16 protein-coding genes are annotated in these 22,144 nt (G+C 72.4%); 5 read left to right on the top strand and 11 right to left on the bottom strand.

Features of this window, described 5'->3' with window-relative positions:
* Position 1: 1 nt before the first annotated feature.
* The 11 genes from OHB13_RS04195 to OHB13_RS04145 form a co-directional block, all read right to left on the bottom strand.
* The gene (locus tag OHB13_RS04195) at positions 2 to 694 is read right to left on the bottom strand and encodes a 4'-phosphopantetheinyl transferase family protein (protein WP_328375746.1); all 693 of its coding nucleotides are present in this window, start codon (positions 692 to 694) and stop codon (positions 2 to 4) included.
* The gene (locus OHB13_RS04190) at positions 691 to 1,824 is read right to left on the bottom strand and encodes an acyl-CoA dehydrogenase family protein (protein ID WP_328375744.1); all 1,134 of its coding nucleotides are present in this window, start codon (positions 1,822 to 1,824) and stop codon (positions 691 to 693) included. The genes OHB13_RS04195 and OHB13_RS04190 overlap by 4 nt, the downstream gene beginning before the upstream one ends.
* Positions 1,817 to 2,995 carry an acyl-CoA dehydrogenase family protein gene (locus tag OHB13_RS04185; RefSeq protein ID WP_266859200.1) on the bottom strand — a complete coding sequence of 393 codons (1,179 nt, stop codon included), beginning with the start codon at positions 2,993 to 2,995 and terminating at the stop codon, positions 1,817 to 1,819. The genes OHB13_RS04190 and OHB13_RS04185 overlap by 8 nt, the downstream gene beginning before the upstream one ends.
* Positions 2,992 to 3,255 carry an acyl carrier protein gene (locus OHB13_RS04180; RefSeq protein ID WP_266859202.1) on the bottom strand — a complete coding sequence of 88 codons (264 nt, stop codon included), beginning with the start codon at positions 3,253 to 3,255 and terminating at the stop codon, positions 2,992 to 2,994. The genes OHB13_RS04185 and OHB13_RS04180 overlap by 4 nt, the downstream gene beginning before the upstream one ends.
* Before the next feature lie 76 nt (positions 3,256 to 3,331).
* Positions 3,332 to 4,498 (bottom strand): acyl carrier protein, encoded by a 1,167-nt coding sequence (locus tag OHB13_RS04175; RefSeq protein ID WP_328375740.1) that lies wholly within the window; start codon positions 4,496 to 4,498, stop codon positions 3,332 to 3,334.
* 74 nt (positions 4,499 to 4,572) lie between these two features.
* A complete protein-coding gene (locus tag OHB13_RS04170; protein ID WP_328375738.1) occupies positions 4,573 to 5,286 on the bottom strand; it encodes a maleylpyruvate isomerase family mycothiol-dependent enzyme in 714 nt (237 codons plus the stop codon).
* Positions 5,287 to 5,350: 64 nt separating this feature from the next.
* The gene (locus OHB13_RS04165) at positions 5,351 to 6,664 is read right to left on the bottom strand and encodes a pyridoxal phosphate-dependent aminotransferase (protein ID WP_328375736.1); all 1,314 of its coding nucleotides are present in this window, start codon (positions 6,662 to 6,664) and stop codon (positions 5,351 to 5,353) included.
* Positions 6,661 to 8,043 carry a KamA family radical SAM protein gene (locus tag OHB13_RS04160; RefSeq protein WP_328375734.1) on the bottom strand — a complete coding sequence of 461 codons (1,383 nt, stop codon included), beginning with the start codon at positions 8,041 to 8,043 and terminating at the stop codon, positions 6,661 to 6,663. Before OHB13_RS04160 ends, OHB13_RS04165 begins: the two co-directional genes overlap by 4 nt.
* The gene (locus tag OHB13_RS04155) at positions 8,043 to 9,722 is read right to left on the bottom strand and encodes a carbamoyltransferase C-terminal domain-containing protein (protein WP_328375732.1); all 1,680 of its coding nucleotides are present in this window, start codon (positions 9,720 to 9,722) and stop codon (positions 8,043 to 8,045) included. Before OHB13_RS04155 ends, OHB13_RS04160 begins: the two co-directional genes overlap by 1 nt.
* Positions 9,723 to 9,751: 29 nt before the next feature.
* On the bottom strand, positions 9,752 to 12,205 hold the full coding sequence (locus tag OHB13_RS04150) for an ATP-grasp domain-containing protein (protein ID WP_328375730.1): 2,454 nt from the start codon (positions 12,203 to 12,205) through the stop codon (positions 9,752 to 9,754).
* A gap of 189 nt (positions 12,206 to 12,394) precedes the next feature.
* The gene (locus OHB13_RS04145) at positions 12,395 to 13,651 is read right to left on the bottom strand and encodes a condensation domain-containing protein (protein WP_328375728.1); all 1,257 of its coding nucleotides are present in this window, start codon (positions 13,649 to 13,651) and stop codon (positions 12,395 to 12,397) included.
* 468 nt (positions 13,652 to 14,119) lie between these two features.
* Here OHB13_RS04145 and OHB13_RS04140 point away from each other — a divergent pair, with 468 nt between their 5' ends.
* The 5 genes from OHB13_RS04140 (at position 14,120) to OHB13_RS04120 (ending at position 22,063) form a co-directional block, all read left to right on the top strand.
* Complete coding sequence (locus tag OHB13_RS04140) at positions 14,120 to 15,865, top strand: AMP-binding protein (RefSeq protein WP_328375726.1); 1,746 nt, start codon at positions 14,120 to 14,122, stop codon at positions 15,863 to 15,865.
* A 68-nt stretch (positions 15,866 to 15,933) separates the two neighbouring features.
* Complete coding sequence (locus OHB13_RS04135) at positions 15,934 to 17,154, top strand: MDR family MFS transporter (protein ID WP_328375723.1); 1,221 nt, start codon at positions 15,934 to 15,936, stop codon at positions 17,152 to 17,154.
* Positions 17,151 to 18,434: an ATP-grasp domain-containing protein gene (locus tag OHB13_RS04130; protein ID WP_328375721.1), complete on the top strand. Its 1,284-nt coding sequence runs from the start codon at positions 17,151 to 17,153 to the stop codon at positions 18,432 to 18,434. The genes OHB13_RS04135 and OHB13_RS04130 overlap by 4 nt, the downstream gene beginning before the upstream one ends.
* The gene (locus OHB13_RS04125; protein ID WP_328375719.1) at positions 18,431 to 19,504 is read left to right on the top strand and encodes a protein kinase family protein; all 1,074 of its coding nucleotides are present in this window, start codon (positions 18,431 to 18,433) and stop codon (positions 19,502 to 19,504) included. The genes OHB13_RS04130 and OHB13_RS04125 overlap by 4 nt, the downstream gene beginning before the upstream one ends.
* 138 nt (positions 19,505 to 19,642) lie before the next feature.
* Positions 19,643 to 22,063 (top strand): SpoIIE family protein phosphatase, encoded by a 2,421-nt coding sequence (locus OHB13_RS04120; RefSeq protein WP_328375718.1) that lies wholly within the window; start codon positions 19,643 to 19,645, stop codon positions 22,061 to 22,063.
* Positions 22,064 to 22,144 lie beyond the last annotated feature (81 nt).

Below are 22,144 nucleotides of genomic sequence, written 5' to 3'. Positions count from 1 at the left end.
TTCACGGTCTGTCCTTGTCGGATGTTGGGGTCTCGCCGGATGCCGGGGTGCTGCCGGACGTATCGGTTCCGCACGCGGCCGGTGCGGGGCGCGTGGAGAACGCGCAGCTGAACGGGGTCTGTGACCGGTCGCGCAGACTGATCCAGCGGTACGCGCCCCAGTGGCCGTGCCGGGAGCCGGGACGTACGTCGATGGTCCAGGGGCGGCCGGAGACACCCGCGCCGCTGGCCTTCACACAGGCCTCCTGGACGGTCCACACCCAGGCGACCTCCTCGGCGGCCCGCTCCGGCGGCAGCGCGGTGACCCGGTCGGCGTGGCCGTGCAGCACCCGGCGGGCGAACAGGGCCGACACGGATTCCGCGGGCTGCTGGAGATCCACGCCGACGGCCCGTCCGACGGCGACCCCGGCCGCGACCGCGCCTCCGCTGTGCGACACGCTGATCCCCACCCCGGGCAGTCCCGCGATACGGGGTCGGCCGCGCTCGTCCGCAGCGATCCGGGCCCCGTCGGCCGCCGGGTGGACGGCGGTGATCAGCCGGCGCAGCAGCCCGCGCCCGGCGAGGAATTCACGGGCGCGCCACTCGGGCAGCAGGGCCGCGCGGCGCAGATCGTCCCGGTGGGTGCTCGGTGGGGTCCGGCCGGCGGCGGCCTCGGCCACCCAGACCCGGTCCGCGACCTCCAGCACGGTGTTCACCGCAGTACGTCCGGCCGTGCGGGCTCGGCCAGGATGCTCTCGGCGGCGTCGGCCAGCGCGCCGAGCACCACCTCGTTCGCACCGCCGCCGATCCCGAACAGCGCGGCCTGGGCGCGTACTTCCTGGATGCCGCCGGTGGTGAAGCCCGCCGCGCCCCACAGCTGACCGCATTCGGCCAGCACCTCGCTGACGGTGGCGCCCGCGGCCGCCTTGAGCGTGGCGGCTGCCGTCGTGTCGTACCTGGACACCACGGGCTCCCCGAACTCCGCCACCAGTGCCTGGAGTTCGCGCAGCCGCAGCAGGCAGCGGGCGAACCGCTGGCGTACGGATTCCAGGTCCCACAGGGTGCCGTCCCCGTGCGCGCGGGCGGCCAGATGGCGCCGGGTGTCCCGCAGGGTGCGGCGGCACAGGGACACGCCCCACTGTGCGCCGGCGAGCCGCTCGGTGGCGATATGGCGGGCGAAGAGCGGCAGTCCGAAGCCGGCCCGGCCCACCACCTGGTCCCGCCCGACCCGTACACCGTCGAAGGTGAGGTGGCCGGCGCCCGAGTCCGCGAAGAGGGCCGAGTCCGCGGGGGTCACCGCCACGCCCGGTGCGTCGGCGGGCACCAGGACCCAGGTGAAGTGGGTGAAGTGCCGCCCGGGGCGGTGCCGGGCGAGGACGAGGTGGTGACCGGCGGTGGTGGCGTTGGCGATCCAGTTCTTCCCGCCCGTCACCACCAGGGTGTCGTCCTCGGCCCGCACCTCGGTGCGCAGCGCCGTGAGGTCGGTCCCCGCGGTGACGTCACTCGCTGCCAGCGAGACCGCGGTCCGGCCCGCGAGCGCCTCCTTCAGGGCGGACCGGGCCGCGGGCGCGGTACCGGCCGCGAGGACCGGCAGCGCGGTGGCGAGCTGAACGCTCACCGACAGCGTGGCGGCGATCGAGAAGCGGGCGTCCACGGCGGCCAGCAGCCCGTCGAGACCGTCGAGATCGGCCCCGGCCCCGACCGAGCCGTCACGGTAGGCGCGGGCGGTCAGACCGCCCCGGCCCAGCGCCGCCCAGACCCGGTCGCCGCTCGCCGTGGCGGGCAGCGCGTCGAGCGCGGTCCAGTCGGGGCCGCCCGGCCGCTCCCGGCGGGATGTGTCAGGCAAAGTTCACCCCCTGGTCCCGGAGCGCCAGCCGGCCGTCGGCGAGGTGCAGCCGGTCGTTGCTGTAGTTCAGCGCCGCCGAACGCAGATCCCGCAGGGCGCGTTCGAGGTGGGTGGGGGAGTCCTTGAGATAGCCGTGCCGCAGCCCGAGCGCGGTGACCAGGCCGTCCACCGCCGCGTGGCACTCGTCGGCAGCGGTGATCTTCAGCGAGTTGAGCAGCAGCTGACGTGCCGGGGCCGAGAGGTCGCCGCCCGACTCCACCACCCCCAGCGCCCGGGTGAGCAGCGCGTGCACCGCCTCCAGACGCTGCCGGGACCGGGAGATCCGGGAGAGCAGGAGTTCCGACGTCAGGTCGAAGCGTTCGCGGCCCGCCGGGCTGCGCAGCAGTCGCAGGACACGGGAGAGGGCGCCGGCCGCCGTGCCGAGCCACACGGCCGACCAGCCCAGATGGGCCAGCGGACCGAAGACCTGGGCGGCGATCTCGTGGAACCCGCCGTGCTCGCCCACCACTTGGCGGGCCGGCACGCTGCCGGACAGCTTGAGCGCGCCGCTGTGGCTGGCCCGCATCCCCATCGGCTGCCACTCCCCTGAGCCGCTGATGCCGAGCTGGCTCCGGTGCGCGTACACCAGGGACACATCGCTGTCGGTGACGGCGCCGGGGCTGCGCATCGTGATGAGGAAGCCGTCGGCGTACCCGCCGCCGGTCACGACCGGCGCGAACCTGTCGATCACCAGCTGCCCGTCGCCGCCGGTCAACTGGGCCTGAGCGCTCAGCAGATGACCGCCCTTGCCCGCCTCGGTCGTCACCGACGCCAGATAGATCCCGCCCTTGGCGATGTCCGGCAGCAGCTCGTCGCGGAGCGCCCGGTCGCCGTACCGGACAATGGCCTCCGCCTGCTGGCAGTGCATCGCGAAGATCATGCCCACCGACATGTCGCTGCGCCCCAGCGTCTGCGCCGCTGCCACCAGGTCCGCCACGGTGCCGCCGAGCCCGCCGTGCGCGGCGGGCACCATGAGTCCGAGCAGACCGGTGCTGCGGAGGGCGTCCAGCGCCTCGACGGGGAACTCCGCGTCCCGGTCGGTCCGCGCCGCGTGCTCGCCGGTCACCGCGGTCACCTCCGCGAGCGCGGCCGTCAGGTCCAGCGGGCCGTTCGCCGCGGGCTCCGTGCTCATGCGCCCACCTGGCCGGCGGAGCCGTCGGAGAGCTGCGCGGAGATCACGTGCCAGAGGCTGCCCGCGGTGGCGAACGTCGTGTCGTTGAGCTCCTCGTCGGGCAGGGATATCCCGAAGGTGTCCTCGACGGAGAACAGCAGCTCGATGGCTTGCATCGAGTCGACGCCGAGCCTGCGCAGATCCGTGCCGGGGGTGATGACGACGTCGGGTCCGGCGTTCTTCAGGAAGGGGCGGAGCAGTTCGGTGAATCGGGAGTCCATGGCGGAGCCTCTCGGGTGGGACGGTGAGACGAAGGGGCTTACGTTCGGATCAGGCCTGATCAAGGAGCGGGCATGGTCAGTGGGCGATACGGCACAGGTCGTCGACCCGGCGGAGGTTCTCCGGTACGAGGTCGGCGGCGGCGAACTCCGTCCCGAGGTCGTCCTCAAGGCGCTCGATGATCTCGATCAGCCGGAAGGAGCCGAACGAGGCGAACGAGTCGAAGGCGGCACCCGCCAGCAGTTCGGCCTCGGAGACGCCGAGCACGGCCCCGGCCACGGCCGCCACCCGCAGGCGCAGCGCCTCGTCCGGCGGGGCGGGGGACGCGGACGGTTCCAGGTGGATCTCCAGGTCGGCCGCGAGTACTTCGCGCAGGCGCTCCACGAGCTGCGGCGGTTCGGCCCTGCCCCGCGAGACCCGGCGGTGGGCGAGATACGTCTGCTCGACGACCTTGTCCCAGGCGCGCAGCTGCGCCTCCTCGGCCTCGCTCGCGGAGGACCGGCCGGAGTAGAGCTCGCGGTATTTCGCGTGCAGCCGGCGGCTGCGGGCCAGCAGCCAGGTCTCCACCGTGAGCTGCTCGACGGCGCGCGCCCGGTCCGGCCAGGTCTCGTACGCGCCGAGGTACTCCCGTACCGCGTCGTCGTCCGCGGTCAGCACGGGCGGCAGGGCGGTGAGCGGCGGCAGGTCTCCCGGGCCGATCCCGACCGCGTCGGCCGGTCCGATGCCCGCCAGATCCGCGTCGGAGAGGACCCAGCGGCCGGGCACCGCGGGCCCCCAGGTCGTCTCGCTGCGGTAGGCATCCGTGATGTGCCAGCCGTCCGGCCCGGCGGTGAGCAGGAAGCTGTGCTCCATGTGCGCGTGCCCGTGGTACGGCAGCCAGGGCAGCCGGAACGAGTCCGCGATCACATAGTGGGTGGAGCCGCGCCGGGCGACGGCGGCCGGCAGTTCGGACCCGGACAGCCGCTCACGCCGTTCCGCGCGCAGTCCCAGCAGGCCGGGCAGCGTGCTGAGTTGCTCGTCCGGCGGGGGTTCCACCGTCGGCAGCCCGTCGGGCCGCTTCCAGGTGCGGAAGTCGAGGGCCGCCCCCGCCCGCAGATGGGTCCCGGCGCCGTGGTGGTGGTCCGCCAGTACGGCCAGATTGACCTGCACACAGTCCAGCAGGCCGGTGTGGACCGAATCGAAGTCGAAGTGTTCCGGCCCACCGGGGCGCGGGGCGCCCGTACTCGGTATGTCCGTGTCCGCCATGTCCGCTCACATTCCTTGACTCATCGGTCTCTGCTGCGCCTGCCCGCGCCCTGTTTCCCGTCCGCCGCCAACGGTCAGAGCCACGGCGGGAGTACGGGCAGCCCGGCTGTCGACGTGAGGCCCGTACCGCCCGACCGGCCCGCCAGCCAGGCGAGCGCGTCCGCCGGCGTGCCGGTGACGTCCGGGCCGCCCGTGCCGAACCGGCCGAGGACATCTCCTCCGGTGTCGCGCAGGGTGAAGTCCGGTACGCCGTCGGCCTCCGCGTAGTAGCCGAGCACGTCGGCCAGGATGATCTGCCGCGCCGACGCGGGGATGTCGTCCCATCCGTAGCCGATGTCCAGGTCCACATGGTGCAGTTCGAGTTCGCGCAGCCGGATCACCAGAATCCGCTGCGGGGTGCAGAGTTCCCCCGTGAAGGGCCTGACCGTCGCCTGCCACGCGGCGGCGGGCAGCGTTTCGATCGTGTGCTGGAAGTGCTCGGCGCTCTCCCGGACGTCGGTCAGCTGGACCGCGGCGGGACGGCCTGCGCCCGCCTCGATCTCGGTGTCGCGGGCCCCGCGGTTCGCGTACTGGGGTGTCTCCACCCCGGTCCGCGCCCACTCCAGCAGCCGTTCCAGTGCGGGGGCCTGGCGTGCCAGATGGCTCAGGACATGGCCGCGGGTCCAGCCGGGCAGCCGGGACAGCTCCGGGACGTCCTGGTCGCGGAGCCCGGTCAGCCCGGCCAGCAGCCGGTCCGCCGCGGCGGCGATCTCCTGGAACGACTCCCGGGTGGGGGCGATCTCCTTCAACGGGACTCCTTCTGCGTCTGCGTCTGCTTCTGCATCTACGTGGACGTGCGGTTCGGTTCCGGGCTCAGCTCTGTTCCGGGCCGCTCTCCGCTCGGCGTGGTCTGCCGCTGTCCGGCCGGGTGAGCCGGGCGAACCCGTCGGCGATGGTGGACAGCGTGGCCGCGATGTGCGGGAGGCGCGCCGGATCGTCGGCCAGCAGGGCCTCTTCCTGCTGCCGCTCATCGCCGTACAGCAGGCTGGTGGCCGCCTTGAACCGCAGCGCGTGCGGCCGGTCACCGAGCAGATGACCGCCCAGGACGACGATCCCGGAATCGTCGAGCAGCCGTGCCGCGAGGGACGCCGAGTCCGTGATGCCGCGCGCGGCCAGCCGGTCGCGCAGCGGCTCGAAGTCCGGATAGACGTAGAACCCGCCGGCCGGCGGCCGGCACTCGGCCCCCGCTTCGACCGCGATCCGGTGCACCGCCCGCGCCACCGCACCGTGCAGCCGGGCGCTCGCCCGCTTCCTGGCGACGATCTCCGGGGGCTCCGCGAACGCGTACTCCGCGACCTGCTGCATCGGCCCCGCGAGCGTCGACCACAGCTCGCTGGCCGCCGCGACCACGGAGTCCCGCAGCAGTTCACCCGCCTCGCCCGCGGGGAACCGCGCGGCGCCGATGCGCCAGCCGCCCAGCCCCAGCGTCTTGGAGAGACCGGTGGTGACGACGGTGCGCTCCGGGGCCACATCCGCCGGGCTCAGGAAGGGCGTGGCCCGCGGGTCGTGGACGATGTCCCGGTAGATCTCGTCGGAGACGATCAACAGGTCCTCGGCCTGCGCGACCGCACAGATCTCGCGGACCGCGGCGGGCGGCGCGAGCGTCCCGGTCGGGTTGTCCGGCAGCGTCAGCACCAGCAGCCGGGGGTCGCCGCCGGTCCGTCTGGCCCGCCGGATCGTCTCGCGCAGCGCACCGGGCTCCGGCATACCGCCGTACTCCCGTGGGATCGGCACCCCGAAGACCTGCTTGCCCGCGTACGCGGCCTGCGGCGCATAGGTGTTCCAGGCGGGCTGCGGCAGCAGCACATCGCCGGGGACGGCGAGCTGTACGGCCATCAGCAGCGGCTTGCTGCCGGGGCCGACCACGATCCGGTCGGCGTCGGTCGGCAGCCCGCGGCGTGCGAAGTACCCGGCGACGGCCGCCCGTACGCCCTCGGCGCCCGCCACCGGGCCGTACGCGGAGCGGGACGCGCCGATGGCCAGCTGTTCGGCGAGCTGCGGCAGCACCGGCAGTCTGGCCTCGCCGAACGCGAGGTGGATCAGGGAGTCCCCCCGGGCCCTGCGCCGGTCCACCAGCTGGTTCAGCGCCAGGTTCGGGGAAGGCGGTGCGAACGTCACTGCGGTCATGTCCGGTTCCTCTCCGGCAGCCCGTGCGCGCCGTCACCCGCGGGGCCGGACGTTCCGGCACCGCCCGGGGCGCCGCCGCGCACGGCCGCCGCGATGTCTGCGGGGGTCGAGGGGTCGAGTTCCAGCTCGTCGAGCCAGGCGGCGTCCGGCGAGTAACGCGCCCGGAACGGCCTGCCCACCAGCGCGGGATCACGAGCCTGGAGCATCCGCAGCCGGAAGAACGCGCCCTCGGCTGTCTCCTCCACCCCGTCGACCACGACCTTGCCCGGCGTCGCCGACATGACGGGCCCCCGTACCGTGCGGGCCAGGCCCGGCAGCGTGCGGTACGCCTCGGTGAAGATGTCCGCCGCCCTGGCGAGCGGCACCTTGAAGTAGTCGTACGGTCCGGTGTCCCGCTCCACGAACAGGTAGTACGGCACCGCCCCGGCTGCCAGTTCCGCACGCCACAGCGCGCTCCACACCCGGGCGTCGTCGTTGACGTGCCCGATCAGCGGGGCCTGGCAGTAGACGACCGCGCCGGTGGACCTGATCCGGGCCACGGCCCGGCGCGCGAGGTCGCTCTCCAGCTCCCGCGGGTGGCTGAAGTGCGCCATCACGGCGAGCTGCCGCCCGGACGCCACCACGGACTCGAACAGCCGCAGCACCTCGTCGGCGTCCGGGTCGGTGACGTACCGATGCGGCCAGTAGGCGACGGACTTGGTGCCGATCCGGACCGTACGGACGGACTCGACGCCCAGCAGCGGTTCGATGTGGGCGCGCAGCCGCTCGGTCGACATCACCATCGGGTCGCCGCCCGTGACCAGGACGTCGTGCACCTCGGGATGGCCGCTCAGGTACTCGACGAGCCCCGACGGGTCGGGGGCCGCGAAGCGCAGATCGGCGTCGCCGATGAACTGCGCCCAGCGGAAGCAGTACGTGCAGTACGCGTGGCAGGTCTGCCCCTGGCCGGGGAAGTAGAGCACCGTCTCGCGGTACTTGTGCTGGAGCCCGGGGAGCTGGACGCCCTCCTGGCTCGGCACGTTGAGCTGCTGCTGGCCGGACGGATGCGGATTGAGCCGCTCGCGGATGTCCCGTACGGCCTCGCGCAGCAGGAGCTTGTCCGACGGGTCGCCGGAGAGCTTGGCGAGCTGGTCCTCGTCGGAGCGCGCCAGCATCCCGCTCTGCGGGAACGTCAGCTGGAACATGGGGTCTTCGGGGACCCGGTCCCAGTCGATGAGGTGTGACAGCACATATTCGTTGACCCGGAACGGCAGCACGAGCGACACCCTGCGCACGGTCTCCGTGATGTGTTCGGGCAGCCCGAACCGCCGGGCGATGTCGTCGATGTGGCGCGGCCCGAACGCCCGGAACCTGTCGGGATCCCGCTGTCCGGCCGGCATCAGTTCGGGCCTCCTGTCCGGTTCGGTTTGCGGTACAGCTCGTCGCCCAGGACCAGGAAGTCGAGGTCCATGGAGCGGAACGCCCGCACCGCGTCGGCCGCGGTGTTGACGACGGGTTCGCCCTTGTCGTTGAAGGAGGTGTTGAGCAGCACCGGTGGCACACCGTCCCGCCGCAGGCCGTCCAGGGCCGCCCCCACCGCCGGTGCCTCGTCGCCGTGCAGTACCTGCGGGCGGGTGGTGCCGTCGACGTGCACGACACCGGGTGCGACACCGCGCCCGAGTTCGGTCGCCCTGGCCGCGCCGAGCATGTAGCGGCTCAGATGCTCCTGCTGCTCCCAGAGCAGGGCGCCGTAGTCGGGCCGGGTGACCCCCGCGAAGGGGCGCCACTGCTCGCGGTTCTTGATGGAGTTCACCCGGGCGTGCACCGCCGCGGTGTCCGGTACGGCGATGATCGACCGGCGGCACAGCGCACGCGGCCCGACCTCCGCCCGGCCCTGGGCGACCGCCCCGACCTGGCCGTCGATGAGCAGTGCGGTCAGCTCGTCGGTGTCGAGATCGCTGCGGAGCAGTCCCGAAGTGTCCGGCCTGCCGGGCCCGTTGGTGTGGTCGTAGCCGTGGATGTCGGTGCCCAGATAGGGGCTGAGCGCCCCGGCCCGCCGCTTCGGCGGCCGTACGGTCCAGGCGGCTCCGAGCGCTACGCCCGCGTCGTGCGGCACCGGCGGGACGTACAGCGGTCCGGGCAGCGTGCCGTTGGTGCTGCAGTTCAGCGCCACGCCGCCGCTCATGCAGAGCTGTTCGACACCGGACGTCTTGCGGGTCAGCGCCGCGAGATGACTGACGGTCTCCTCGATGAGCCGCTGTGCGGTGTAGGCCACGAGAATCGCGCGGGGGTCATCGGTGAGTGCCTCCTCGGGGGCGCTCGGCGCGGCGGCGCCCGCGATCCGGGTGTAGCGCTCCCGCCACCGGGCGACCGTCGTGTCGTACTGCTCCTTGATCTCGTCGGCGGTGGCGTGCCCGGTGCTCTCCGCCAGCGGCTCGACGGCCAGCCGGAAGTCGTCGGCCCGGATGTCGACCAGGGACTCGACGTCAAGACCGGCGGCGCGGCCGTACGCGGCGAGACCCATGGTCTTGCCCGCGTTGAGGAAGGAGAAGCCGAGCCAGGTGGACGCGGCGTCGTAGGCGTACCCCAGCGACGCGGTGCGCTGCCAGGTCCGCTCCAGGCGCGGTTCGGCGCCGTCCTCGTACGTCCAGATGGTGGAGGACTCGTTCTCGCCGTGCCCGTCGACTACCAGGACCCCGGCCCTGGAGAAGGGCGATGCGTAGAACGACGAGGCGGCGTGCGCCTGGTGGTGGGGTACGCGGACGACCTCGGGCGTGCGCTCGCCGAAGTCCAGGCCGACGGCGTACGCCAGGAACTCCGCGTCGGTCGCGAACCGGCGCGGGTACAGCTGCTCGCTGTCCCAGCCGAGCGCGACCACATCGATGTCGGCGGCGGAGATCCCGGCCTGTTCCAGACAGAACCGGGCAGCGCCCAGCGGTTTGCGGTAGAGCGAGTGCCGGCGCCGGTTGCACCGCTCCTCCTCGGAGAAGGCGACGATCTCACCGTTCCCGTCGATGAGGCAGGCGGCGCTGTCGTGCCACCCGGCGGGAGGGGCGTTGACTCCAAGAATCCACGTCATGCGCGTCTCTCCTCGTTGGCTGTGGTCAGTCACGGAAGTCGGGTGAGGGTGTGCCGCACGGCACGCTGGGCGCGGCCGAGCGCGGCCGCGCACTCGTCCGGGCTGTCGCCGACGGCGATCAGCGCGGCGAGGCGGGGCACGATGCCGCGTGGGGGCAGCAGCAGTTCGCTGCCCGGGGCGACGAGCGGGACCGCTTCGACGATGCCGGGTTCGGCAGCGGCGGCGGTCAGATCGAGGGAGTCCACAGTGCAGTCGTGCTCGGGGTAGACGAAGCGGACCTCGGCGCAGCGGTCCCGGGTTTGGGTGAGGTCGGGGGTGCGGCCGAGCGCGATGTCCACGGCGGCCGTGACCGGGCAGACGCCGGTGGCGAGCGTGCCGAGCAGCGGGATGAAGTCGCCGCCGAGCCGGCCGTTCACCTCCACGACGCGCGGCCCGGTGCGGGTGAGGCGCAGCTCGGTGTGGGTCAGGCCGGTGCGGACACCGAGGACCGTATGGGCCCGCGCCACCACGGACCGCACCTCGTCGGCCCAGGGCTCGTCGCGCCAGGGGGCGACCCGGTGGCCGGTCTCCTCGAAGTACGGGGCGAATCCGAGCTGCTTGTGCGCGACGTTGACGATGCGGACCGCCCCGTCGGAGACCGCGCAGTCCACACTGATCTCCGGGCCCTCCAGATACTCCTCGACGATCGCGCCGTCCAGGGCGCTGATCCCGGGGAACGAGGAGGTGCGCGCCTGCTCGAAGGCGCGGGCGAGCTGTTCGGGGCCTTCCACGAGGCTGACCCCGATGCTGCCGGCAAGCCCGCGCGGTTTGACCACGACCGGCCAGCCGAGCGCCTCGGCGGCCTCCGCAGCCTCCGCCCGGCTGTGCACATGGCGGTACGCGGCAGAGGGGACCCCGGCCGCGCCGAGCAGCCGCCGGGTGGCCAGCTTGTCGCGGCAGCGCCGGGCCGCCTCGGGGCTCATATGCGGCAGCCGCAGCAGCCGGGCGACCTCGGCGGTGGTCTCCAGGAGGGTCTCGTCCCAGGTCAGTACGGCGCCGGGTCCTTCATGGCCGTCCAGCAGTTCCGCCACGGCCCGCGCGGTGGCCGTGGCATCGGAGGTGTCCGCGGTCCGGAACCGGTCGCCCACATAAGGGCGTTGCCAGTCGACGGCGGTGCTCTGGACGAGGGCGGCCTCGACCCCTGCGGCGACGGCGCTCAGCGCGTACGAGCGGTAGGGCGGATTGCCGCAGCCCACGACGGCGAGCCGGCCGGGCCGCCGGACGTCGACGGGGGCGCACACCAGCGAGGCTTCCCGGATCGTGCGGCGGACGGCCTCCGTGACCCCGGCGCTGTCCCGCCCGCGGAACCGGAACCGGATGCCGGCGTTCTCGTACCCGCTCTCGCTCAGCAACGCCCCGTCGTGCGGGCGTACTTCGGCGTACGGTCCGGGCGCCGCGTCGGAGGCCCGGGGCCCGGTCGCCGAGAGGACCCGGCAGGGCATCGGCACCGAGGGCGGCACCAGCAGCCAGCCCGCCACATCGGCGGGTCCTTCGAAGGCGGGCGCGGATGCGTTCCCGATGCCCGTCTGCTGGGCGACGGCCACCGCCATCAGGTCGATACCGTGCACCTCACGCCAGATGAAGGGCACTTCGGCGCCGCCCGGCCTCGCCCCGATCTCCAGGACGGTCAGTGCGCCGCTCCCGCTCTCGAAGAGCTCCAGATGGAAGACCGCGGGCCCGGCGAAGAGGGCACCGGCCGTCGCCGCGGCGATCTCTCCGATCCGGCCGAGGAGTACGGGGTCGTCGATCTCGACGGAGCCGAGTGCGGCGCCTGCGGTGAACTCCAGACAGGTGCTCAGATAGCGGGACGCCCGCCACGCGCCGAGGCCGTCCCCTGCGTCCCCCGTGTACACGCCGTCGACGTGCAGCACCTCGTCGGGCAGCCACGGCTGTACGAGCATCTCGGTGTCGCGCGGGAACGCGTACGCCCGGAGCGCGTCGGGGGAGTCGAGCCGGCGGATTCCGTTACTGGCCGTGCCCCGCCGCGGTTTGACCAGCACCGGCCAGCCGTGCCGGGCGGCGAAGGACCCGACCGCGGCGTGGTCCGGCGCGTCGGCCGTCGCGGGGACGGGGACGCCCGCGGCCGTGAGCCGCTGGGCCATCAGCAGTTTGTCCCGCAGGGGTTCCAGGTCCTCGCTGCGCTGTCCGGGCAGGCCGAACTCGCCGCGCAGATCGGCGGCCAGGTCGAGATCGGTCTCCTGGAGCGCCACGATGCGGGTCGGCGGCCCGGTCTGCTCGGCCAGTGAGCCGATCGCGTCACGGACCTGTTTGACGTTCTCCGTGCTGTCCACGAGCCGTACGCCCGCGGCCTGTTCGTGCGGCAGATGGCGGGCGGCCCGTTCGGTGGTGACATAGCTGACGCGGTGGACGGCGTGGTCCAGATACGCGGCGTAGTCGGCATACCGGTCGGTCCAGCGGTGGATGACCATCACGTGTTCGGGCACTGAGATGCCTCCTGGGGCAGGAACGAGCACGGGCGGGGCGGGGAGGGCGGTACCGGGGCGGCGGGCCGTCCGGCGCGTGTCGGGGTGGGGGCGGGCGCCCCGCCGGTGCGGGCCGACGGCGGTGGCGCGCCCGGGTGCGCCGGGCGTTCCGTGCCGGACGGCGGTTTCGCGGTGCTGACCGTGGGCCGGTCAGCACTCTCCGGCGGCGGACAGGAGCGTGTGGTGCATGTCCCACAGCAGTTCCGCACACTGCTCGCGGCCGATGTCCTTGGCGGTGAGCCGCACCGACAGACCGGACGCGCTCTCCTGGACGCGGGCGTAACAACGCGGGCCGATCGAGGTGAAGGGCTCCTCCCAGGTGATGGCGGGCTCGTCAACGGGTGCCGGTTCCCCGGAATCGGGAGGCTGCCGCTCCGGCAGGGTCACGTAGTTGAAGGCACAGGCGGGTTCGGGCGCCCCCGGCCTGCCGGCGAGCAGCGCGGCCACCGCGGTGACGTCGTGCGCACCGTGGCGGAAGGCACCGAGGCTGCTCCAGTGCGTGGCGGACGCCAGCTTGCGCAGGTCGTCCTCGCGGGCGCCCTCGATCAGGGCGGGCACCCACTGGTTCATCGAGGTGACCACGTTCTTCCAGCGGGCGGAGAAGCGGTTGGCGCTCATCAGCTGCACCAGCAGGGCGTCGGTGCCGCAGATCCGGGCCACGCTGCGGGCGTAGGCGGCGAGGACGACGCTGGAGGGGGACACCTCCGCCGCAGCCGCGACCGTACGGGCGGCGGCGCGGGCGGGTCCGGAACGCAGGGTGGCCTGGACGGCACCGGCACCGGCACCGGCCGTGGCCGGCAGGGCGACGGGCGGTGCCCGGTCGAGAAGCCGGTCCCAGTGGTCGAGTGCGGCGCTCTGCCGGCGCAGGCCCGCGGGGGTGAACTGGTCGGCGGCCAGCTCGGCGGGGCCGGGTGCGGGGACAGGTCCGGCTCCGGACGGGTCGGTGAGCGCCCCGGTGAACTCCTGGTGCAGCACTTCCTCGGCCCAGGCGTCAGCGGCGATGTGGTGTTTGACGAACAGCAGGTGGGAGGCGGTCCCCGCCCGGGTCAACAGGGCGGCCCGCCAGCCGTGTTCATCGCCGAGGCGGAAGCGCAGGGAGGCCGGGCCCGTGACGAAGTCCCCGGGTGGAGTGCCACCCGTCTCGACCACCAGCAGCGAGTCGGAGAAGTCATCGTCGGGCGTCAACTGACCTGGTGAGCCGGGATCCTGGAGGTCGTAGCGCGTCCTCAGCGACGGATGGCGGGCGACAACGGCCCGCAGGGCCGTGCGCACCTCCTCCGTGCCGACGCCGTGGGGGAGCGCCCAGAGCGCGGCGTTGTTCGCCTCGTGCCACCGGGTGCTCGGCAGATCCCGGATGTCGTGCCAGACCGAGAGCTGGCCCAGCGAAAGCGGTCCCGCCACAGACATCCACCCCCTCCATAGACATGAGCCAAGACTTTCGCATCGTGAAATCAATTTTCCACGTACCGCTGACGCTGCCACACACTGTTGAAGCCTGTCCAGGTTGAACGGCCCCCCGCCGCCCCTTCGCTCACCGCTCATCACCACGCAACACCGGTCTGGAGAAAGGGAGTTGGGACTTCGTGAAAATTGACCGCACTCGCACTCCCGCGCGTGGCGCGCCCCTGTACCGGTCGCGGAGTGAGCCACATCACATGCCATCCCTGGCGTCTCCGTGAGAGTCTGGGCCCGCCCTTCGGAAGTAGGTTTCCGCGATGCGAAATATGCAGAGTCGGATACGAGAAGAGCGCGACGGTAGCCGTCGGCCGGGTCCCGCGCGGCACGCTCCCGCACCCGGTCGACCTGCCGGAGAGGCGGAAGGGCCGGCCCGCCCCCGGACCATCGTTCCCGCACCAGACGAGGGGCCTCAGCAACGTGACGCAACAGCCGTACCACCAGGCCGGTGACGCCGGGGAGTTCCTGCACGACTTCCTGCTTCGTGCGGTGGGGACGACCCCGGACCGCCCCGCCGTGGTGGAGTCCCCCCGGCCCGGGCAGACCACCGTGACGACCTACGGCGAACTCGGCTCCCTGGTGCACACCTACACCGCGGCGCTGGAGGAACTGGGCATCGAGACCGGCGCCCGGGTGATTCTGGAGGCCGAGACGACCGCGCTGTCCGTCGCGATGTTCCTGGCCTGCTCACGGGCCGGCCTCACCTTCATCCCGGTGAGCCCCGAAATGTCGGGCCGGCGGCTGCTGTCCATCATCGCGACCGCGCGGCCCGCCCTCCACCTCCAGGCGGCGGACGGCGAACGTGCGGACATCCCCCACGAGGTCGGGGCGGCCAGGTTCGGGCCCGGAGGGCTGGCCGTGGAGCGGATGCCGGACTGGCGTACCCCCCGGCGGCGTACCCCCTGTGTCACCGACCCCGCCTACATCATCTTCACGTCCGGTACCACGGGGCGGCCCAAGGGCGTCGTGATGAGCCACCGGGCCGTGGTCGCCTTCTACCGGGGCATGCTGGGCCACCGCCTCGCCACCCCCGACGACCGGATCGCCAGCACCTCGCCCCTCCAGTTCGACTTCTCGCTGCTCAACATCGGCCTGGCGCTGGGCAGCGGAGCATCGGTCGTCCCCGTCCCGCCGCGACTGGTGCGCTGGCCGAGGCACTTCCTGCGGGTGCTCCGGGAGACGGGGGCGACCCAGGTCAACGGCGTACCGTCGATCTGGCGCCAGGCGCTGCGGTACGAGCCCGCGCGGCTGGCCGCGCTCCAGGGGCTGCGCCGCGTCCTCTTCTGCGGCGAGGTGTTCCCACCGGCCGAGCTGCGCCGGCTCCAGGAACTCCTGCCACGGGCGGAGTTCACCAACTGCTACGGCAGCACCGAGTCGATGGCCTGCTCGTTCGAGCCGGTGCCCCGCCCGCTCCCCGAGACGGCGGATCAGCTCTCCATCGGCATCGCCCATCCCGGCGCGGAGCTGCTTCTCGTCGACGGCACGGGCGAGATCGTCGAGGAGCCCGGCGTACCCGGCGAACTCCATCTGCGCAGCCCCGCGCTGTTCACGGGGTACTGGGACGACCCGGTGGCCACCCGGGCCGCGCTGGTGCCCGATCCGCTGTCCCCGCAGTCGGGCCAGCTGGTCCTGCGCACCGGGGATCTGGGCGTACGGGGCAAGGACGGGGAGTTCTACTTCTGCGGCCGGGCCGACTCCCAGGTGCAGATCAACGGCAACAGGGTCGAACTGGGCGAGGTGGAGCAGCAGTTGCAGGCGTACCCGGGTGTCACGGCGGCCGCCGTCCTGGCGCTTCCGGGGCCGGACGGCGGGCAGCATCTGACGGCGTTCACCGTGCCGGCCACGCGCCGGACCGGCACTGACGGGCCCCACGGCGAGGCGAACGCGTGGGACGCGGGCGCCCTGCGGGACTTCTGCGCGCGGACGCTGCCCCCGTACATGGTCCCGCAGGAGTTCCACCTGGTGGACACGCTGCCCACGACGGCGAACGGCAAGGTCGACCGCGCGGCGCTGGCAGCGGGTGTCGGTGCCGTACCGGAATCCGGTGGCGGCTCCGTAAAGGGCTCACCGGGCTCACCGGATTCAGCAGGGGCGCCGGATTCCACAGGACGGCCGCCCGGGATTCCCGTCCGGGCCCCGGCCGTTCTGCGCGGGTGCGGTCGCTGAGTCCGCCCGGTCCGCGGTGATCCGGCACCGAACCCGCCCCGTAGGAGAGAGCTTTGAGCAGAACCGACATGCCAGCGACCCGCCCCGCCGAGCAATCGGAGAGCCGGCTGCGCACCTTCGTGCGGGTCCGCGCGGGCGGGCTGCCCGGGGCTTTCTGGGTGCTGTGGGGCGGGACCCTGGTCAACCGGCTCGGCTCCATGGTCAATCCGTTCCTCAGCCTCTATCTGACCGGGATCCGGGGCGTCCCGATCGGCACCACCGGGCTCATTCTCGCCACGGCCGGCCTGGGGTCGGTCATCTCGCAGCCGCTCGGCGGGTTCATCGCCGACCGCTTCGGCCGCCGGGTGGCCCTGAGCGGCGGCATGCTGGCGAACGGCGCGACGCTCCTGACGCTCGGGCACGCCCACAGCCTCGGCGTGCTCGTCCCGGCCTGCTTCGTACTCGGCATCACCATCGACTTCTTCCGCCCCGCCGCCCAGGCCCTCGTCGCGGACACCGTCCCCACCGCCGACCGCACCCGTGCCTTCGGTCTGCTGCTGTGGTCGGTCAATCTCGGGTTCTCGATGGCGATGGTGCTGGGCGGCTACCTCGCCTCCCACGGCTACCAGTTGATCTTCTGGCTGGACGCCGGAGCCTGCTCGGTCTTCGCCGCACTGGTGTGGCTCGCCGTCCCCGAGACCCAGCCACCCGCCGGCGAGCACAGCCCCGGCGGATTCCTCACCCCCGTGCGCGACCGCACGATGCTGGCCTTCGCCGGCATCATCGTGGTCTACGCGACCGTCTTCCAGCAGGCTTTCGCCACGCTGCCCCTGGCGATGCGGGGCGAGGGCCTGTCCAGTACCGCGTACGGCACGGTCATGGCGGTCAACGGGCTGGTGGTCATCGCCGCGCAACCCCTGATCGGCCACCGGCTCGGGGCCTTCGACAAGAGCCGGGTGCTCGCCACCGGCTTCGGCGTCGCCGCCGTCGGTACGACCGTGATGGTGTTCGCCTCCACGACCCCCCTGTACGGGCTCGCCATCGGGGTGTGGACGCTGGGGGAGATCCTGGTCTTCGCGATGACCGCGTCCGTCGTCGCCGACCTGGCACCGCCTCATCTCCGTGGGAGATACAACGGGTTGATCGGGATGGCCTGGGGTACGGGCTTCCTGCTGGCGCCGGTCGCGGGCACCCGGCTGCTGCTCGTCGGCCCGACGACGCTCTGGCTGACCAGCGCGTGCCTGTGCCTTGTCGCGGCGGCGGGCCAGCTCTCGCTCGCTCCGGTCCTGCGCCGCAGAACGGCGCAGTGAGCACTCACCTCACCGACCTCCTCGAAGGGGACCCCACCGTGCAGAAGGTGCTGCTGATAGAGGCCGACGTATCCGCGGGCGAGGACATACTGACCGCGGCGGCGGAGCTCGGCGTCGAGGCGCATGTCGCCACCCACGAGGACGTGTTCCGTTCCTACCGGCCCGAGTTGAAGGCGAAGATCAGCGGCACCGTCTTCACCGACTTCGCCGATCCGCAGACCGCTCTCGACGACCTCGCCCGTTTCTGCCGGGAGACGGGTATCGACGGGATCGTGGCCTGCTGGGAGTTCCTCTCGCCGCTGGCCACCCGCCTCGCGGACCGGCTGGGGCTCCCCGGCCATCGCCCGGAACTCGCCGACGCCTGCCGCAACAAGCGCCTCATGGCCGAGGTGTTCGCCGCCCACGGGGTTCCCGCCCCGCGCACCGTCGTGGCCCGGGACCCCGGGGAACTGACCAGGCGCGTGGCGGAGAGCGGACTCGGCTTCCCCCTCGTCGTCAAACCGGCGGAGAACGCGGCATCCATCGGAGTCTCGGTCGTACGCTCGCCCGCGGAACTCCCCGAAGCCGCCCGGCTGGCCCAGTCGCAGACCCACAAGACCTCGCACGGTCTGGCCCTCGACATCACGCTGCTGGCCCAGGAGCACGTGGACGGCGACGAGTTCAGCGTCGAGTCCGTCATCTTCGACGGCGAGATCCACCATCTGACGATCACCGAGAAGCTCACCACCGGAGGGACGAGCCGCGCCGAACTGGGCCACACCGTGCCCGCGGACACCGCACCCGCCGTCGGCGCGGCGCTGTACGCGGCGGCCACCGCCGCGATCAGGGCGCTGGGGCTCCGCAACGGCGTCGCCCACACCGAGGTGAAGGTCAGCAGCGGGGGAGCGCCCAAGGTCATCGAGGTGGGCGCGCGGCCGCCGGGTGACCACATCATGAGGCTGGTCAGGGAAGCGCTCGGCATCGACGAGGCGCGTGCCTGCCTCCAGACGGTGCTGGGCCTGCGGCCGGACGTCGCACCTCGGCGCGGCGCGGCCGCCGCCATCCGGTTCATCACCGCTCCGGGGGCCGGAGTTCTCCGGTGGACCAGCGCGCTCCCCTGCGGCGACCACGTGATCGCGACGGCCATGTCGAAGATGCCGGGTGACGAAGTGGGCGGCCCGTACGACAACATGGGCCGCATCGGACAGATCATGCTCCGCGGAGCCACCGCGGCGGAGGTCAACAAGGTGGCGGCCGAGGCCATGGAGGCGATCACGGTGGAGATGGTGACCCAGTGGTGAGGGGCACGGAACCCTGCACGGTGCCCGGTGCCCGTCCGGCCGGGTACAGCACCGTTTCCACGTCCCTGGCCCTGCACAGTGACCGGCGACTGAGCAAACTCGTGGCCGCCGCCGCACCGCTCGGCTCCGGCATCGGCGGAAGCTCGGCACTGCTGGAAGTCGCCGGTACACCGGTCTTCGTGAAGCGGGTGCCACTGACCGAGCGGGAACTCCGTCCGGATCACGTCCGCTCCACGGCGAACATCTTCGGCCTGCCTGCCTTCTGCCAGTACGGCATCGGTGGGCCGGGCTTCGGGGCCTGGCGCGAGCTCGCCGCTCACACCATGACCACCAACTGGGTGCTCGCAGGGCAGTACCAGGGCTTCCCGCTGATGTATCACTGGCGCGTACTGCCGGGCGCGGCCCCGGCCCTTCCGGAGGAACTCGCCGACGTGGAGCGGGCCGTGGCCTATTGGGGAGGCGGGCCGGAGGTGCGCGCCCGTATCGAGGCCCTTGAGCAGGCCCCGGCGAGCCTGCTGCTGTTTCTGGAGTACATCCCACAGACGCTGCACGCGTGGCTCTCCGAGCAGGTGCGGGCCGGTGACGAGACCGCCGGCCGGGCCTGTTCCCTGGTCGAGAAGGAACTGGTGGCCGGCACCTCCTTCATGAACGACCGCGGGCTCCTGCACTTCGATGCCCACTTCGAGAACATCCTGACCGACGGCCGTCGCCTCTACTTCGCGGATTACGGCCTGGCTCTCTCGTCCCGGTTCGACCTGTCGCCCGGCGAGGCGGACTTCTTCGACAGGCACCGGACGTACGACCGCGCCTACACCCTCAGTTACCTGGTGAACTGGCTGGTCAGTGGCGTGTACGGGTGCGCGCGGCCGGAGCGGGAGGCCATGATACGCGCGTGCGCCGCAGGGGAACGTCCCCCGGCGGGCCCGTCAGAGGTGACGGCGGTCCTCACCCGCCATGCGCCGCTGTCGGCGGTCGTGACGGACTTCTACGGCAGGCTTCAGGACGAGAGCCGGGAGATTCCGTACCCGGTCGAGGCGATCCGCCGGATCCTCGATTCGCGCGTCTGCTGAGAGCCCATGCCCCGAGAGGGTGGCCGGTACACGAAGCCGCGGAGTTGAAGCGGACCCTGCGGCGGCGCATCCTGGACACGGCAGGCGCAGGGGAGCCATCCGATGCCGTCGGCAGCCTCCAGCCATGAGACGGGGCGTATGAACATCGACGACGCCGTTCCGGAGCAGGGACAGGCCGGAGGACACCCGTCCCAGTGGGCCGTGATCACGGTTGACGAACAGGGTGTCGTCACGGGATGGAGCCCGGCTGCCCGGCATCTGCTCGGTTACGCCGACACCGAGGCCGTCGGAGGGCCGATGGCGCGCTTCCTCGATCCGGCCACGGCTCCCCGCTTCTGGACATTCCCCGCGGACCGCAACGACTGGGCGGGTGAGATCACGGCGCAGCGGCAGGGCGGCGGCCCGCTGACCCTGACCGCCTCCGGCCACCGGTTCGCCGGCCACGGCGCACGCCGGCAGTGGGTCCTGCTGCTGGCCCTCCCCGGGCCGCCGCACCCCGCGGAGGAGGAACGGCCCCTGCTCGACTGGGTGTTCGCGGGATCACCGTTCGCGCTGACGGTCTACGGCCGGGACCTGCGGTGCAGGCAGCAGAACGCCGCCATGTCCCGTCTGACCGGAGAGCCGGAGGGTGACCGGCGGGGCAAACGCCCCTCCGAGTCGTTCTCCGGCCCCGACGTACAGGACTGGGAGAACCGCCTGCGCCGGGCGATCGAGACCGGTGAACCGGTCCCTGACACCGAGCTCCACGCTCACGTGCCCGCCCACCCCGGCCAGGACCGCATCTACACCGCCTCCGCCTTCCCCCTCCATGACCGGCACGGAGCCGTTCTCGGCATCTGTGCGACAGCCACCGACATCACCGAGCAGCACCGGGCCCGTCAGGCATGGGCCCTGCTCAATCAGGCCAGTACCCGCATCGGCAGCACCCTGGACGTCATGCGCACGGCTCAGGAACTGGCCGACGTCGCAGTCCCCGGGATCGCCGACTGGGCCAACGTCGACCTGCTGGAGACCCTGCTCCAGGGCGAGGAACCCACGCCTTTCACCGCCGGGGTGGAATTGCGCCGGGCCGCGAACCGGTCCGTACACGAGGGATCCCCGGAAGCGCTGCACCAGGTGGGAGACGTGGGCTTCTACCCGGCGGACTCACCACCCGTCCGCTGTATGGCCACCGGAGAGTCCGTCATCCACCGGATGACGGACCGCGCCGCCGTCTCATGGCTGGCGCAGGACCCGGTGCGTGCCGACAGCTTCCGCCGGCACCGCTTCCAGTCGGTCATGGTCGTCCCCGTGCGTGCGCGGGGGACCGTCCTCGGCGTCACCGTCCTGCTCCGGCGCTCCGGAGAACCCTTCACGGACGACGACCGCCGCCTGGCGGAAGAACTCGTGGCGCGGGCCGCCGTCTGCCTGGACAACGCACGGCGCTTCCAGCGTGAGCGCGCCGCCGCCCTCACACTCCAGCGAAGCCTTCTCCCGCACCGGCTGCCCCCGCAGACCGCGGTCGACACGGCCTGGCGCTACCTCCCCGCAGGCAGCCAGTCCGGCGTCGGCGGCGACTGGTTCGACGTCATCCCGCTGTCCGGCGCCCGCGTCGCCCTGGTCGTCGGCGACGTCGTGGGCCACGGCATCGCCGCGGCCGCCACCATGGGCCGCCTCCGCACCGCGGTACGCACCCTCGCCGACGTCGACCTGCCCCCGGACGAACTGCTCACCCACCTGGACGACGTGGTCACCCGCCTCGCCACCGAGGGCCGCACCCCCGACGCTGCCGCCGGGCTCGCGGCCACCTGTGTCTACGCCGTCTACGATCCCGTCTCCCACACCTGCTGCATCGCCCGCGCCGGGCACCCTCCGCCGGCCGTGATCGCGCCCGACGGCACGGTGGAATACCTCGAACTGCCCCTGGGAGCCGCACTGGGACTCGGCAGCCAGCCCTTCGAATCCGCCGAGGTCGACCTCGCCGAAGGCAGCCTGCTGGCTCTCTTCTCGGACGGCCTGATCAACTCCCACGAGAACGGCACCGACGACGGGCTCCGCCTGCTGGGCCGCGTGCTCGCCCAACGCACGCCGTCGCTGGACGAGTTGTGCGACAGCGTGCTCAAGGGCCTGCTCCCGGCCCGCCCGGCCGACGACGTAGCCCTCCTGATCGCCCGGACGCGAGCCCTCGCCGCGGACCGTGTCGCGGTACTTCCGGTGCCGGCCGACCCCGCGTTCGTGACCTCGGCCCGTTCCTGGGCCAGCCGTCAGCTGAACGAGTGGGGACTGGACGATGAGGCCTTCGTCATCGAACTGGTCGTCAGTGAACTGGTCACCAACGCCATCCGTTACGGTCGGGTGCCCATCGAACTCCGGCTGATCCGGGACCAGTCGCTCATCTGTGAAGTGTCCGACAGCAGCAGCACCACCCCCCATATGCGACGGGCCCTGCTCTCCGACGAGGGGGGCCGCGGTCTGCTCCTGGTCGCTCAGCTCACTCGGCGCTGGGGCACCCGCCACTCCCACGAAGGGAAAACGATCTGGTGCGAACAGCCGCTGCCCGCGGACGCCGCCGCACACTGAACCACTGAGTTGCCTACAGATGAGCCCGGTGAGGATGAGGGGCCTTATTTGGTCACATCCCGCAGATCCACGCGGGCTTTG

The sequence above is a fragment of the Streptomyces sp. NBC_00440 genome, assembly GCF_036014215.1.
In the GTDB taxonomy this organism is placed as follows: Bacteria; Actinomycetota; Actinomycetes; order Streptomycetales; family Streptomycetaceae; genus Streptomyces.
This window is presented reverse-complemented; position numbering and strand designations above follow the sequence as displayed.

Excerpts from the sequence above, each read along its gene's own strand:
- OHB13_RS04160 (WP_328375734.1), bottom strand. The coding sequence starts at position 8,043 with ATGCCGGCCGGACAGCGGGATCCCGACAGGTTCCGGGCGTTCGGGCCG.
- OHB13_RS04155 (WP_328375732.1), bottom strand. The coding sequence starts at position 9,722 with ATGACGTGGATTCTTGGAGTCAACGCCCCTCCCGCCGGGTGGCACGAC.
- OHB13_RS04175 (WP_328375740.1), bottom strand. The coding sequence starts at position 4,498 with ATGGCGGACACGGACATACCGAGTACGGGCGCCCCGCGCCCCGGTGGG.
- OHB13_RS04180 (WP_266859202.1), bottom strand. The coding sequence starts at position 3,255 with ATGGACTCCCGATTCACCGAACTGCTCCGCCCCTTCCTGAAGAACGCC.
- OHB13_RS04185 (WP_266859200.1), bottom strand. The coding sequence starts at position 2,995 with ATGAGCACGGAGCCCGCGGCGAACGGCCCGCTGGACCTGACGGCCGCG.
- OHB13_RS04120 (WP_328375718.1), top strand. The coding sequence starts at position 19,643 with ATGAACATCGACGACGCCGTTCCGGAGCAGGGACAGGCCGGAGGACAC.
- OHB13_RS04165 (WP_328375736.1), bottom strand. The coding sequence starts at position 6,664 with ATGACCGCAGTGACGTTCGCACCGCCTTCCCCGAACCTGGCGCTGAAC.
- OHB13_RS04145 (WP_328375728.1), bottom strand. The coding sequence starts at position 13,651 with ATGTCTGTGGCGGGACCGCTTTCGCTGGGCCAGCTCTCGGTCTGGCAC.
- OHB13_RS04135 (WP_328375723.1), top strand. The coding sequence starts at position 15,934 with ATGCCAGCGACCCGCCCCGCCGAGCAATCGGAGAGCCGGCTGCGCACC.